Here is a 14,282-nt window from a genome sequence, read left to right as displayed (position 1 = left end):
TGGACAGTATGCCCCGGATCAGACTCCGGGAGTGGTGTCCTCGTCCCCGGCGGCGGGCTCCCGCATCCGGTATGCCGTGCGGTTCGCGTACTGCCACAGCTCGTGACGGAGCCGTTTCCCGCGGTTCGGGTCGTACAGCATGGCGGCCGAGAGGATCCCGCCACCCAAGGCGTCGTAGGTCTGACTCTGCTGGGCGAGAGCGCGCTCCATGGTCGCGATGGCCTCTGCTCTTTCGTCCAGCTTGCCTTGGCCGACATGGTCGCGGTTGGGCTGGGCCTCGTCGGAGGCCTGAGCCGGCACCTGGGGGCGAGGCCGGGGCGAGGCGGGGCACGCATCACTCGGCGCCGCCATGGCGGTTGACCCCGGCGTGACGTGCCTGATCGGCAAGAACGTGGCCTGGCCCTTCACCCCGACCCTGCGTTGCTCAAGCCGCGGCACAGGCTAGTTCAGGTTCCACCACCCGAGCCTGCCGCAGCGCTCATTCCCCCGACGGATGCCCCGCTTCGATCGCGGGATCGGGAACACTACGCGGACAACGCACAGCCGGTCTGGGTGAAGGATGGACCTGATGCCCAAGATGACTAGCAGTTCGGCCCGTTCGTGGCATCCGGGTATGACCACAGTCTTGTCGTCTGCGGATGAGCGCGGTGTGTGGAAGTCGCTATCGGGCTGTGGACGCGAGCCGTGGTGGGTTTCACGGGAAGTCACCACGGCCGGTCGGCGGAGCGGCTGGCGAAGGTCGCCCGCCTGCCGGTCGTGGGTGCCGTGGCTTCCGGGAGGGCAGTGACACGGCGCCGTTCCGGAAGCTTCAGGGGCTGGCGCCGTACAGGGTCGGCCTGGGCGCTGCGGACTCACTCTCCGTGCCGGGCGGGATGCCCATGTGGTGACGCGCGAGCGGGCGGCGTGTTCGTCGCTTGGTTGGCCCGCAGCTGACTCGTCTGCTGGTGTCTGGTTGGTCATGCGGCGTGGTGAGTGGTGTCCGGTGCAGCACCGGAGCTCTGCCGGTCTCTGCCCTCACCATCGAGTTGATGGTCCGCTACTCACCATGACCCTTCGCGTTTCCGGACGCGGGCTGATAGATGACCGATGAGTCGTCAGGCCCCGGTCGCGCCTTCAGTAGCGCCGCCAGGAGCGCGAGGCCGCGCGAGCTCTGGAGCAGTAGCGGCGCGATGACCTGGCCCGGCTGGAGGCGGTCTGGGAGTGCCAGTACTGCCAGGCGGATGTCGAAGCCCGGCCCAGTGAGCCTTGACGGTCACCGTCCCGCGGCGGGCACCGGCATGCATCAAACCCGTGGCGCACGCCGAGCTACCGCCGTAGCGGCTGGCGGACGTGCTGCGCTTGTGGGCTCGACCCTGTTCGGCAGGGGCAGGGGCAGGGGCAGGGGCAGGGGCAGGGGCAGGGGCAGGGGCCCGGGCCATGAGGGCGGGTACTCGACGTTCACCCGCGCGCTTCGCCGCTATCTGGTCACGGTTCTGTCTCGACGGCGCCGTGGAGACCCGTCCGTTTGACAGGTCTCGGACCCGCCCTCCATCATCACCATTCCACTAATCGAGTAGCTAAAGGGTGAGAGGGTTCGTGGAATTCCGCATCGACAGGCGGAGCGGGGTCGCCGCCTACCAGCAGATCGTCCAGCAGACCAAGCAGGCCCTGCGGCTCGGTGTTCTGGTACCGGGGGACCGGCTACCCACCGCCAAGGAGGTCGCCGAGACCTGCGCCGTCAACCCGAACACCACGCTCAAGGCCTACCGGGAGCTGGAACGCGAAGGGCTGGTCGAGCCAAGGCCCGGCCAGGGCACCTTCGTACGCCGGTCACTGGCCCGCCCCCAGGCGGGTTCCGACTCCCCGTTGCGCGGGGAGCTGGACGCGTGGATGACGCGGGCACGCGAGGCGGGCCTGGAGCGGGAGGACGTGACCGCGCTGGTCGCGTCGGTCCTGGAGCAGCGGTACGCCGAGACCACGGCGGCCGCCGGAACAGCAAGAAGTTCGGAAATGAGGAGCACCAGTGAGTAACGCCAGGGATGCCATGGACGTTGCAGGCCCGGCGGAGGAGTCGGCGATAGAGGCCTACGGAGTGGGCAGGAAGTACCGTCGGGGCTGGGCCCTGCGGGACTGCTCGTTCCGGCTGCCGGCCGGCCGGATCTGCGGGCTGGTGGGCCCCAACGGTGCGGGAAAGACGACGCTGCTGGCAATCGCCGCCAATCTGCTGGAGCCAACGGACGGCACCCTCAAGGTGTTCGGCGCGGCACCGGAATCCGTGGAGGCTAGGCGGCGTACGGCGTTCCTCGCCCAGGAAAAACCGCTGTTTCGCCGCTTCACCGTGGCCGAGACGCTGCGCCTGGGACGCGAACTGAACCCCGGCTGGGACCAGCGGGCCGCCGAGAACATCGTCCGCGCGGGCAATGTGCCCATGGAGGCGAAGATCGGCACCCTCTCCGGCGGGCAGCGCACCCGGGTAGCCTTCGCCCTCGCCTTCGGTAAACGGCCCGACCTGCTGCTGCTCGACGAGCCGATGTCCGACCTCGACCCGCTGGTACGGCATGAGCTCATGAGTATGTTGCTGGCCGAGGCCGCTGAACACGGCACCACTGTGCTGATGTCCTCCCACATGCTCAGCGAGCTGGAGAGCGTCTGCGACTTCCTCCTCGTCGTCTCCACGGGCGGACTGCGCGTGGCCGGTGATGTGGACGAGATCCGCAGCGCCCACGTGCTGTTGCAGGGCGCCTCGAGCGGGGAGGGCGACAGGCAGAGGCAGGGCCATGCCCAGGGTGTTCCGGCGGGGCTCGTCGGCCACACCGTCGTCGAATGCCGCACCAGCGGACGCCAGGTCACCGCCCTCATTCGCCCCGACGGCCCGGTGACCGGCCAGTGGCAGAGCCACACCCCGAACATGGAGGAACTCTTGCTCTCCTATCTGCGCTGCCCCGACGCGCCACCTCTGATCAGTCCCGGAGCTCAGGTCCCCGGTCAGACTTACAGCTCCAACGGCTCGCGGGTGACGGCGGCATGAGCAACCTCACCAAGACCCCCGCCGGACCCAACGGGGCTACCGGCTCCGACGGGTCAACTGCATCCCCGATGGCCACTCGCGGCCCCCGGCTCAGCGGTGTGACCTGGCTCATCTGGCGCCAGCACAGGGCCGGCTTCTGGACCCTCCTTGCCGCCACCGCCGTTACCGTGACTTTGCTGGTCCATCAGCGTGCCAACCTGCTGGACTACCTCACCGCCCATGGCTGGCCCCACTCAACGTCCGACAAGTGGCTCGTGGGCGTACACCCCCAACGGCTTCAATTCGTGAGCTACGGCCTCGGCTTCATTCCCATCGTGCTGGGCGTCTTCCTCGGCGCCCCGCTGCTCGCCGGCGACCTGGAAAACGGCACCGCCAAACTCGTCGCCTCGCAGTCCGTCAGCCCCAGCCGCTGGCTGGCCACCAAGCTGGGCATCAGCGCCCTGGTGGTCATCGTGTGCATGGCGGCGCTGTCCATCGCGTTCGGCCGGTGGTGGGGGCCGGTTAAGTACGAGGCCACAGTTCTGGGGTGGAGCGATGGCTCCGCGTTCGACAACACCGGCCCCGTGCCCGTCGCGCTCACACTCTTCACCGTCGTGAGTGGTGTGGCGATCGGCATGCTCCTGCGCCGCACCCTGATCTCCATGCTCGTCACCTTCGCCTTCGCCGTCGTCGTCCAGGTGGTCTGGCACTTTCAGCGGCTGAACCTCGGCCACGTCGTCACGATCACCACTGACAAGGGAGTCGGTCCGGGCGCGGGGGCGCAGCTTCCTGGAGCCGCCCTGGAGATCGACCGCTGGCTCATCTCAAGCTCCGGGCAGACCTACGGCTGGGGCACCTGCGTACACGAGACGTCGCAGAAGGTCTGTACTCAGAAGTACGACCTCGTGGGCTGGAGGGTGGACTACCTGCCGATCTCGCAGATGAGCAGCATGCAGTGGTTCGGCGCCTCGATCCTCTTCGCCCTGACTGCCGCCGTCGCGGTGTTCATCTTCATATGGGGCCGCAAGCGCCTCGTCTGACATTAATGAGCCAGCGCGCGAAGTCAGCCCTTCTCCTGCGCGTCCTCGCTACCAGGAACCCAGGGGCGAATCGCCATCCCGCCAAGCGTCCCGCGCGCACGGCGGGCCGCAGCCACCACGACGCCCCAGGCAGTCGCCTGGGGCGTCGTGCGTCCTGGCTCAACTCCCGGCTGGTACAACCCAGCGTCTGCACTCCCCCTCGACTACCTTCCCCCCCGAGGGCTTCGAGGCCACGCACTACCGTTCCCTGGCGGCCCCGAACACCGCCTGAAAACAAACAAATCGGCCGCTACGAAACTCGGGGCAGCTCACCGCCGATATCCCCGTGCCCTGCGCACGGTGCCCTCACCCGCCAAGGAATGTGTGATGCCTGATTACGTCCTCCCCCCGAGGGAACCGGTTCTGGAACCGGCCGCTCGCGAGCTCGCCGAGGCGACCGCGTCCCCGCCGTTCCCGTTCGATCTGGGATCGGTGCAGGGCCGCACTGCGCTGGAGAAGGCGCAGTCCGGAGCACTCGACATGCTGGAGATGGACGACCACTGGGTCGCGGTCTCCGGCGGACCGAAGGGCAGCGTCGCGGTGCGCATCCTGCGCCCCAGGGGAGTCGCCGGCATGCCGCCCGCCACGTTGTACATCCACGGCCCTGGCTGGGTCTTCGGCAATGCCGACACGCACGACCGGCTGGTGCGTGAGCTGGCAGTGGGCGCGCGAACCGCGCTGGTCTTCCCCGAATACACGCTGTCCCCCGAAGCGCGCTACCCCATCGCGTTGGAGGAGTGCTACGCGGTGGCCCGATGGCTGACGAGCCAGGGAGCCGACCACGGCATCGACCCCAAACGGCTGGCCGTCGCCGGTGACTCGGTGGGCGGCAACATGGCTGCGTCCCTCACGCTGCTGGCCAAGGAACGCGGGGGCGTCTCGTTCATCCAGCAGGTGCTGTTGTACCCCGTCACTGACGCGAGCTTCGATGCCGGCTCCTATCACCGGTTCGCCGAGGGTTACTTGCTGCGCCTGCCATGCAGTGGTTCTGGGACCAGTACACGACCGACGAGGCGCAACGCGCAGAGATCACTGCCAGTCCGCTGCGGGCCACCGCGGAGCAGCTCACCGGTCTGCCCCCGGCGCTCGTCATCACCGCGGAGGCCGACATCGTGCGGGACGAAGGTGAGGCCTACGCGGCAAAGCTCCGCGCTGCGGGAGTGTCGGTCACCGCGACCCGGTACAGCGGGACCACACACGACTTCGTCATGCTCAACGCACTGGCGTCCACGCAGGCGGCCCGCGGGGCGATTGCCGAGGCCATCGCCACGCTCAGGCAGGCTTTTGGCACGCATGTCTGACCTGCTCTGGGGTCCGAGCCGATGGCGGATGCCATAGGTCGTCGCAGCATGTTGGGCGCGCATGTGTCCCGTAGCCGGTTCCGACGGAAGAAGAGTCAGGCCGTGGCAGCCCAGGCGCCCCAGCACACCCCGATGTAGGGAGGAATGTCAGCCCACTGATTCGCCTTCGAGCCGTCGACTGCGGCAAGGATGGCGTTGGTGCCGTGTATGCCGACGAGGTCGATCAGTGGCTACTGAGGTTCTCGCATTGTCGTCGGGTGGCGATCGCAAGCATCACATCGGCGTCGATACCCTTGGCCTGCTACTGGCCGCCGTCATTTGTGTATGCCGGCAGCTGGATCAAGCTTCTCTCCTGCGACCAATACGATCTCTACCTGATTCGGCCTGGACCGAAGAACAACATTTCCGAAGGGCCACCTCACGCTGTCATGGTCTACCGCATACACTTCACGGTTCAGGATCTGGCCCGGACTCGTGTGGCCGAGGCGCCGATGCCGCTGCATGAGCTGGAACTTGCAGCGCGAGTCCTACAGAGCCGCTGCCAGCCCGCCCGGCTCGAATCTTGGCGCCACCGTGCTCGCGCACAGCTGTCTGCCCAAGCGCGCATGACCCTAGCCCTCATGCCTGCCGTGGGATATTCGCCAGGCTTCCTCAGTCCCACCAAAGTGGGTGCTATCGAAGAACTTTTGGAACAGGTACGCCGCACGCCTCGCGAGCGCGTAAGGGCGAATCTACTCGAAATAGCGCATCATAATCCTTCTCTGCCCGAATGGTCCCGCCGCCTAGCAGACGATGCATCTCTGTTTACCGAGCTCTGCACAGGGCTCCGTCATCTCCATGCATCCCTGCTCGCCCCGCACTGGCACCAGTTCACGGAACAACTGGAGGTCGACCGAACTCTGCGCCTGCAGCAACTACTCACTGGCGGTGTCGAGCAGCTGCTGGCCCGGGCCAACCCCGAGTGGATGCGATGGAACTCGCCAGTTCTGGAAATCAAAATGCTGAACGGTGCCGACCAGGACTTTTACCTGGACGGGCAAGGCTTCTTGCTCATCCCATCGATGTTCTGTCCACGCGCCATCGTTACCCACGGCAGGCCCGTTTCCGTGAGCTACCCCGCCTGTCAGGACCAGCCCCTTCGTGGACTCACCGCCCTTGCTTCCATGCCTGGCCACGTAACTTCCCCCAGCGTGTCGACGCTTCTCGGCCGCACGCGCACCCTGGTGCTCACCACCATCGCAAAGCACCAAGGCTGTTCCACCAAGGAATTGGCCGCACTTGCAGGTATCGCGCCCGCGAGCGCAAGCGAACACGCAACCATTCTTCGCGAAGCCGGACTCATCCACTCACTCCGCCAGCGAAATGCGGTGCTCCACAGCCTCACGTCCCTCGGCGTGGCGCTCCTCAACGGGACTGTCAAATCGGTCGGCTCTGTTCCGTAGTCGGTGGTGACGGTCGGTGGCATTCGTGGGAGCGGAATGCGGTGACGGAGGAGGTCGAATCCTGCTCGGCCGTGCATCTGTCGCATGATCCTCTTTGTCGGGTATTGACGCCCTCAGTGTGGCCGTTGCGGTGGGCAGGGTCAGGCCGGCGTTCACGGCCGCGCGGTCGAGTTCGAGGCCGTTGCAGAAGCTGTGCAGGTGAGGCAGGTCGGCAGTGCGGACGGTGGTGATCCACTGCGTGAGTTTGTCGTCGTTGGTCTGGGCCGGGATCAGAAGCGCGGCGAACTCGCCGGTGAGTCGAACGGGTGCGGTCATCTCCGGACAGGCCGCGGTGAGGAGGCCGAGCAGGTCGGTGTCCTTGGTCCACAGGTGCTCGGGGTGAGTGAGCAGGAGCCGGGCGAAGCGCCGGGGGGTTGTCACGGGACGGTCGCCTTCGGCACGACCCTGGTTGAGGTAGCGGACCAGCAGGTTGGCACTGCCGGTGTAGCCCAGCTCCCCGATCTCTTGCAGGAGGTGGGCGACGGGGGCGGTCGGGCTGTCGGACCGGCGTCGGCGCAGGTGCTCGCGGTAGGGGTCGACCAGGGTGGGCCGGTAGCGGGGGTGATGCGGGCGGCGGACGGTTCGGGTATGCGGGCGTAGCGCTTGATGGTGTTCAGAGAGAGGTTGCGTCTGCGGGAGCAGTCGAGCAGGCCGACGCCGGAGTCGAGGGGGGTGAGGACTTTGTGCCAGCGCTCGCGGGCGGTTTGCTCGCGGACGCCGTCGGGCCGGGGCGGGTTGACGGCGGCCCAGCAGGGGGCGTGGTCGCGGACCCCGGCCAGGACCTTGTCGCACAGGGTTCGCTACAGATGAGCCGTCCCGACACGCGAACTCCATCCCCTTCTTCCCGCGCAGCCATACCTCCATAGTGGCGGCCTCGCGGTCGGGCAGGACATCGACGCGCTCGCCGGTCTCGGCGTCGATGTTGATCGTGGCGTAACGGTGACGGCGGTGCAGGGCGAAGTCGACGACCCCGATCACCCGTGGGACGCGCACTCTCGGCGGGGGGATGCGCCGCAGCAGGCGCAGGGCGGTGACGCAGGAGAGGGGGTATGGCCAGGAACCGGGTGAGACGGGAGGCCGCCCGGCGCATAACTCCTTGACCACCTCCGAAACCTGGCTGGTCAGACGCGTGGTGCGGCGCTGAAGGCGCTCGATCAGCCCAGGAACTTGCTCGCGGAAGGTCTGCCGCCGGCAGCGCAGGACCGGGCAGACCAGGCGCCGTACCCGTACACGGGCCACGATCTGCCGACCGTCCACCGGTACATCCGCCACCGTCCGGACGTGATACCCGTGCACCTTCCCCGTCGGCACCCCGCACACCGGGCAGGGCACCGGGACATCCCAGGTCCGGACAATGACCCGGGCCACCTCGCCATCATCCGCCACATCCTCGATGAACAGCGCCGAAAGCCCTGAAAACACCATATCTATAAGGGCGTTGAAATCTCACATACAACGTCAACGACGCCCTTCGCCTGCCGTCACCACCGACTACGGAACAGAGCCGTTCGTTTGACAGACCCGGTCCAGGTGGGGTCGTTCCCAACCGTCGTAACCATTCCCTGGAACGCGTGTTGGTGGGCGTGTGGGTTGGTACCGACGACACGTCGCGGAAGGCGGGGGCAGAACGAAGTCTGTGCTTAGTCGGCGATTCGATCCGGCATAGCGTGAGAAGAGCGGACATGTCCAGCTCGGACTAGCAATTCTTTCACCCATCAGCGCAATAGCTAGCTTCCGTTAGCCCTACCCATACTCGGGGCGAACTGCGTCCATCTGGGGCGTAGTGGCGGAGGGTTGGTCATGAGCGATGCAAGCGACTGGAGTTCGTGCGGGCACGAGCTTCACGGTGAACACGGCGAACACGACGAGCCCGAGGGCGCGGATGGTGAAGACACCAACTGCGAGCTGCCTTCCGGCTACGAACCGCTCTAACTCCTCCCACACCCAATGAAGGGTTCCCTGTCCATGATGAGACGTGAGCGCTTGCGCGCTCCACTTTCGTTCCTCATAGCCGTCTGTCTCGCCACGTTCGCCGGGGCCCAGACGCCCGCCGCCGGTGCCCCGACAGCCGCGGCTCAGAAGAGCGTCACGCCGCACTCCTCGACGTCACCCGTCTTGGGCGCCACGCTGTCTTCCCGGCTGGCGTCCGCGCGGGCACATCACCGTGCACACCAGGCGGCCGCGAAGCCGACCAGGGCTGCCGGCGGCGTGACCCCGATGTGCGACGCGCCCAAGTCGAAGCTCGAGGCCCGGTGCTTCGCGATGCGGGTCAACGGCGTCGAAGGCGGCAAGGGCGTCCGGGCCGCCTCCGCCACTCCGCATGGCCTGGCGCCCGGCGACCTGGTCAGCGCCTACAACCTGCCGAAGGATGGGGGCGCCGGTGCGACGATCGCCATCGTCGACGCCTACGACAACCCGAACGCAGCCTCGGACCTTGCCGTGTACCGCGAGCAGTTCGACCTACCGCCGCTGAAGCCCGGTCAGTTCATCAAGGTCAATCAGCGCGGTCTCCAGGGCGACTACCCCCAGGCCCACGAAGGCTGGGCGGCTGAGATCTCGCTCGACCTCGACATGGTGTCGGCCATCGCTCCCAACGCCAACATCATCCTGGTCGAGGCCGACAGCGCCACCATGCCCGACCTCGGCGCCGGAGTGAACCAGGCGGTCGCACTGGGTGCGAGCTACGTGTCGAACAGCTACGGGACCGGGTACTCGACCACACCCGGAAGCGGCGAGTGGCCGACGGACCGTCAGACCGCGCAGCAGTACTACGACCATCCCGGTGTCGCGGTCGTCGCCAGCAGCGGCGACTCGAGCTACGGCGTCTCCTTCCCCGCGTCCTCGCCCCACGTCACCGCCGTCGGCGGCACGTCACTGGTACGCGATCCGGACACGGCGCGCGGCTGGAAGGAATCGGTGTGGAGCAGCCTCGGCGGCGGCCCCGGCTCCGGCTGTTCGACCACCCAACTGAAGCCCTCCTTCCAGAAGGACACCGGCTGCGCACATCGCACCGTCGCCGACGTGTCAGCGGTCGCCGATCCCGTCACCGGGGTCGCGGTGTACGACACGTACGGCTCCACCTACGGCACCGGCTGGGGGCAGTACGGCGGCACCAGCGCTTCGGCACCGATCATCGCCGCGACCTACGCGCTCAGCGGGTCGATGCTCGACAGCACGTATCCCAACAGCTATCCCTACGCGCACACCGACAACCTCAACGACGTGACCTCAGGTTCCAACGGCACCTGTGACCCCACGTACCTGTGCACGGCGGCACCCGGTTACGACGGACCCACCGGACTCGGCACGCCGAACGGGACCGCCGCGTTCTCCAGCGGACCGGCCGGCACACTAAGCGGCACCATCACCGAGGCATCGACCGGAAAGCCCGTCTCCGGCGCCAAGGTCAACGTCACCGGCGCATCGTCGATGACCACGACCACGGGCCCCGACGGCACGTACCGGATGCGGCTGGCCGCCGGCTCGTACGACCTCGACGTGAGCGCCTTCGCCTACGCGGACAAGACGACGAACGATGTCACGGTCAGCGCTGACACGACCACCACGGCCGACGCGAAGTTGACCAAGGTACCCCTGGTGACGGTCAGCGGCACCGTCGCCGACGCATCGGGCCACGGCTGGTCGCTCTACGCCGGGATCGTCGTCGACAACGGCATTCCCGGCGGCCCGATCTACAGCGACCCGGTCACCGGCAAGTACTCGGTCCGGTTGCCGGTGAACGGCCGCTACACGCTGCATGCCACCTCCAACTACCCCGGTTACCAAGAGCGTGACACCAGCGTGACGACGAAGACCACGAGCGTGGTCCACGATATCGGCCTCACCGCGTCGCCGGTGCCGTCGCTCGGCTCAACGTTCGGTTATACCCAGAAGTCCGAAGGTGACACTGAGACGTTCGACGAACTGACGACGCCGGCCGACTGGACAGTCGACACCGCGGCGGGAGATTCCTGGAGATTTGACGACCAAAACGGCCCCGTCGGCGACGTTCACGGCGGATTCGCGTATGTCCCGGGCCTCACGATCGGAACTGCGCTTGACTCGTCGCTGATCTCTCGGGAATTCACGGTGCCTGCCTCCCAGACGCCGTTCGTGTCTTTCGAGACGAACTACTACCTCGGCCTTTCGAGCGTTGACTACAGCACGGATGGCGGCAAGACCTGGACGACCGAATGGTCGGACGACGGCATTTGGTTCGGCCACGTGACCGTCGCCATGCCCGCGAGCGGAAAAGAGGTCTCGGCACGGGTCAGATTCCGGCGCCAGATCAGCACACCGGACGCCGGTCCTGGCGGAAAGTGGACCATCGACAACGTTCGACTGGGCGGCGCGTGGGTGACTCCGCAGCCCGGAGGCCTCGTGGTCGGCAACATCACCGACGGCAGCACCTCGAAGCCGGTCGACGGCGTGCCCATCTCCCTCACGGACCAGCCGGCGCAGTCCGTGACCAGCGCGCCCATGGCCGGTATCCCCGGTCGGGCCGACGGCTTCTACTGGTTCTTCACCCCGCTGACGGGCCAACGGACGGTCACCGCGGCGAAATACCCCTACCACTCGGCATCCCGCAAGGTGAAGCTGGCCGCGAACAAGGTCACCGCGGTCGACCTGACCCTGCATGTAGGCCGACTTAAAACCAGTGGTCCGGTCAGCGCGACCGTGCCATGGAGGGGTTCGGCGACCCGTGACCTGACGCTCACCAACACCGGCGACGCGCCACTCAGGGTCAAACTCAACGAGTCCACCAGCACGACGGCCTCAGGTCCGGCATGGACATCGACTGCTGACCTGCCCGCAGCCACGGACGCCATGGTCGCCGGCGACCATGACGGCACGGTCTACGCGGGGCTCGGTGCGGGGGCCGACGATTTCGCACCCGTAGCGTCGTTCTACGCCTACGACCCGGCCACCGAAACCTGGCGACAGAAGGCCGATGCGCCGTCCGGTGTGGTATCCGCGTCCGGTGGTTTCATCGACGGCAAGTTCTACGCCAGCGGCGGATACTGGGTCGCTGCGGACTTCTCGTCGATGGGGATCGAAACCAGGACACAGGTCTACGACCCCGCCACGAACACCTGGAGCGTAGCGGCTGACAACCCCGACGCGCTGGCAAGCAGCGGCGCTGCGGTGCTCGACGGCAAGTTGTACACCGTCGGCGGCATGAACCTGGACGACAGCTTCCACTCCACCGCCAGCGCCTATGACCCTAAGACGAACAAGTGGAGCACGATCCATTCCTATCCGGAGCGAATCAACAACGCATCGTGCGGCGGAATGGCCGGCAAGCTCTACTGCGCCGGCGGCTTCACCAACCGCGATGACGGCGTCGCCGGAAGCCGGGAGGTCAAGGACGCCTTCGTCTACGATCCGGCCGACGATTCCTGGACGCAGATCGCCGACCTGCCGATCGACATGGCGCAGGCGGCGTACGGTGTGGCCGACGGACGGCTGCTCATCTCCGGCGGGATCACGCGCAACGGCGCGGATGTGACCGACCAGGGTTATGCCTATGATCCGGCGATGAACTGGTGGACCCCGCTGCCCAGCGGCGGCGAGGCGCGGAACCTCGCGGCCGGCGTCGTCGGTACGCGTGGCTTCCACTTGATCGGCGGCAAGAATTCCGAGAATCACCCGTCGGCGACGGTCTCGGTACTGTCCGGCTACGACAGGGCCGGTCCGGTCGACGTCCCGTGGCTGGCGGAGAGCAGGACCACTCTCACCATCCAGCCGGGCCGCCACACCACCGTGCGGGTGCGGTTGAACGCGCGTCATGCGGCGCCGGCTCAGCCGGGGACGGTCACCGCGACTCTCGGGCTCGGGACCGACGGGTTCTGCGACAGAGACACCGTCCCGGTCTCGATGACGGTGCAGACGCCGGCGAAGGGCGCCGTCGACCGTCACTGACGGCGTCAGAATCTGCGGTGGGGCCGGGTGCAATCGCGCTCGGCCCCACCGGTCTGTCAGCAGACGAAGTGCCGTCGGCGACGCTCGCACGGCCAGGGCGAAGGTGTACGAGGCGCGGCTATGCGATCGCTTGAGGCCGTCGTCTCCTACCTGCCCGTGCTCGTTGCCGGCCGCGATGAGAACCTGGAAGCAGTCCGCAAGCGACCTCTGCACCAAGGCCTGTTCAATGAGGTCTACCGCACCCGCAACGTCTGCGACCTCACGCCTTGTGCCTCGACATCTACGAGTACGGTCACGGTCCCAGCTTCTGACTCATCGGGCGTGCGTAGACGATCAGCGCGGCGTGCTACAGGTCCTACACGGCCCACTCCACTCCCAGCTCGGCGAGTGTGCGCAGTGGCTCGGCGTTGAGCTTTCGCAAGTGGGCTTTCTGGCTGCCGAGCCAGATGCCGGTGCGGTGCTCCGTGCTGTCGGGGAGTTCTTCGACGTGGCCCCGGCCGGGCATCGCGCCCTCCCTCTGGAGGTATTGCTGGAGGCCTCCAAGTCCTGCTTGAAGGCCGCACCGCCCGACCTGGACGCCGTGCCAACTTTCGCGGGCCCCTTGCGGGGCCGTGCAGCTGGTTTCACGCCGAGTCCGTCCAGGCGGTGTTGCTGTTCGGGGTTGAGGAGTGCCAGTCCTACCTGCCGTGCGAGCCAGCGTCCGATGTCGTGGCCACGATGCGTCACCCCAGGCACGATCTCCTCGAGGTCGGCACTGCCCGCGGGGAGCGTGGCCAGACCGGTGTGGTGGCGTTGCCAGTTGGCTGTCCACCCGAGCCATCCGGGGTTCCAGTCCGGACGATGGCGGCGAGTTGCTCGGCGCGCCGGGTCGCGCGTTCGGGATCCTTGCCGAGCCCGTCGGGCCGTCGGAGGTTGGTGATCCATTGCCCCACCGGTCTGTCGAGGGTGGTCGCGTGCCAGCTTCCCAGAGGGCTGCTGGTGTTGGCGGATCCGCGGGGATGACTGACACGAGGCGGCATGTGCCGACTGGTCGACTGTCATACTTGGTGTTCCGAACGGCTGAGAGAGGAGAAGCGGAACCAGGCTTACCGCCATCCGCTGCCTCGCTGGTCCCCACGGTCGTCCTAGTGTCCTGCGCCGGAGATCCGTCGGCAGAAGCGGGCGAGGGAGTCGAGGATCTCTTCGGCGGTCTTGGTCCAGATGAACGGCTTGGGGTCTTCATTCCAGTCCTTGACCCATGCTCGGATATCGGCTTCCAGGGCCTGGATGTTCTTGTGTGCGCCACGACGGATCATCTGGTGGGCCAGGTAGCTGAACCACCGCTCGACCTGGTTGATCCAGGAGGAGCCGGTCGGGGTGAAGTGCAGCTCGAACCGCGGGTGTTTGGCCAGCCAGGCTCTGATCGCTGGAGTCTTGTGGGTGCCGTAATTGTCCACGATCAGGTGGACCTGCAGGTGAGCGGGCACCTCCTTGTCGATCCGGATCAGGAACTTCTTGAACTCCACGGCTCGGT

Annotated in this window: 9 protein-coding genes and 2 pseudogenes; 7 read left to right on the top strand and 4 right to left on the bottom strand. The window is 67.0% G+C overall.

From position 1 onward, the window contains the following. Positions 1 to 18: 18 nt before the first annotated feature. A complete protein-coding gene (locus ACIA8E_RS37920) occupies positions 19 to 300 on the bottom strand; it encodes a hypothetical protein (RefSeq protein ID WP_399305631.1) in 282 nt (93 codons plus the stop codon). Between the two features lie 1,275 nt (positions 301 to 1,575). Here ACIA8E_RS37920 and ACIA8E_RS37915 point away from each other — a divergent pair. From ACIA8E_RS37915 to ACIA8E_RS37895, 5 genes and pseudogenes are all read left to right on the top strand, one after another. Further along, on the top strand, positions 1,576 to 2,010 hold the full coding sequence (locus tag ACIA8E_RS37915; RefSeq protein ID WP_399305628.1) for a GntR family transcriptional regulator: 435 nt from the start codon (positions 1,576 to 1,578) through the stop codon (positions 2,008 to 2,010). A 13-nt stretch (positions 2,011 to 2,023) separates the two neighbouring features. Next, positions 2,024 to 3,007 carry an ABC transporter ATP-binding protein gene (locus ACIA8E_RS37910; RefSeq protein WP_399305682.1) on the top strand — a complete coding sequence of 328 codons (984 nt, stop codon included), beginning with the start codon at positions 2,024 to 2,026 and terminating at the stop codon, positions 3,005 to 3,007. Further along, positions 3,004 to 4,026 carry an ABC transporter gene (locus tag ACIA8E_RS37905; RefSeq protein WP_399305625.1) on the top strand — a complete coding sequence of 341 codons (1,023 nt, stop codon included), beginning with the start codon at positions 3,004 to 3,006 and terminating at the stop codon, positions 4,024 to 4,026. Before ACIA8E_RS37910 ends, ACIA8E_RS37905 begins: the two co-directional genes overlap by 4 nt. Before the next feature lie 366 nt (positions 4,027 to 4,392). Continuing rightward, positions 4,393 to 5,366, top strand: a pseudogene (locus ACIA8E_RS37900) (alpha/beta hydrolase). Positions 5,367 to 5,569: 203 nt separating this feature from the next. Further along, positions 5,570 to 6,808: a winged helix-turn-helix domain-containing protein gene (locus tag ACIA8E_RS37895; protein ID WP_399305622.1), complete on the top strand. Its 1,239-nt coding sequence runs from the start codon at positions 5,570 to 5,572 to the stop codon at positions 6,806 to 6,808. A 29-nt stretch (positions 6,809 to 6,837) separates the two neighbouring features. Here the strand turns inward: ACIA8E_RS37895 and ACIA8E_RS37890 are convergent. After that, a pseudogene (locus ACIA8E_RS37890) lies at positions 6,838 to 8,269 on the bottom strand (transposase); the annotation flags it as partial. A gap of 378 nt (positions 8,270 to 8,647) precedes the next feature. On the opposite strand from ACIA8E_RS37890, the gene ACIA8E_RS37885 reads away from it, so the two are divergent. Further along, on the top strand, positions 8,648 to 8,779 hold the full coding sequence (locus tag ACIA8E_RS37885) for a hypothetical protein (protein ID WP_399305619.1): 132 nt from the start codon (positions 8,648 to 8,650) through the stop codon (positions 8,777 to 8,779). Positions 8,780 to 8,830: 51 nt separating this feature from the next. Then, on the top strand, positions 8,831 to 12,769 hold the full coding sequence (locus ACIA8E_RS37880) for a carboxypeptidase regulatory-like domain-containing protein (RefSeq protein WP_399305617.1): 3,939 nt from the start codon (positions 8,831 to 8,833) through the stop codon (positions 12,767 to 12,769). A 355-nt stretch (positions 12,770 to 13,124) separates the two neighbouring features. Here ACIA8E_RS37880 and ACIA8E_RS37875 read toward each other — a convergent pair whose 3' ends face one another. After that, a complete protein-coding gene (locus ACIA8E_RS37875; RefSeq protein ID WP_399305614.1) occupies positions 13,125 to 13,274 on the bottom strand; it encodes a hypothetical protein in 150 nt (49 codons plus the stop codon). A 619-nt stretch (positions 13,275 to 13,893) separates the two neighbouring features. Continuing rightward, a partial coding sequence (locus tag ACIA8E_RS37870) for a transposase (protein ID WP_399305611.1) occupies positions 13,894 to 14,282 on the bottom strand: 389 nt, incomplete at its 5' end.

Source organism: Streptomyces sp. NPDC051664 (assembly GCF_044453545.1).
In the GTDB taxonomy this organism is placed as follows: Bacteria; Actinomycetota; Actinomycetes; order Streptomycetales; family Streptomycetaceae; genus Streptomyces.
This window is presented reverse-complemented; position numbering and strand designations above follow the sequence as displayed.

Bases quoted from the DNA above. Each gene is read 5' to 3' on its own strand.
- ACIA8E_RS37910 (WP_399305682.1), top strand. From the start codon at position 2,024: ATGGACGTTGCAGGCCCGGCGGAGGAGTCGGCGATAGAGGCCTACGGA.
- ACIA8E_RS37905 (WP_399305625.1), top strand. From the start codon at position 3,004: ATGAGCAACCTCACCAAGACCCCCGCCGGACCCAACGGGGCTACCGGC.
- ACIA8E_RS37875 (WP_399305614.1), bottom strand. From the start codon at position 13,274: ATGCCCGGCCGGGGCCACGTCGAAGAACTCCCCGACAGCACGGAGCAC.
- ACIA8E_RS37885 (WP_399305619.1), top strand. From the start codon at position 8,648: ATGAGCGATGCAAGCGACTGGAGTTCGTGCGGGCACGAGCTTCACGGT.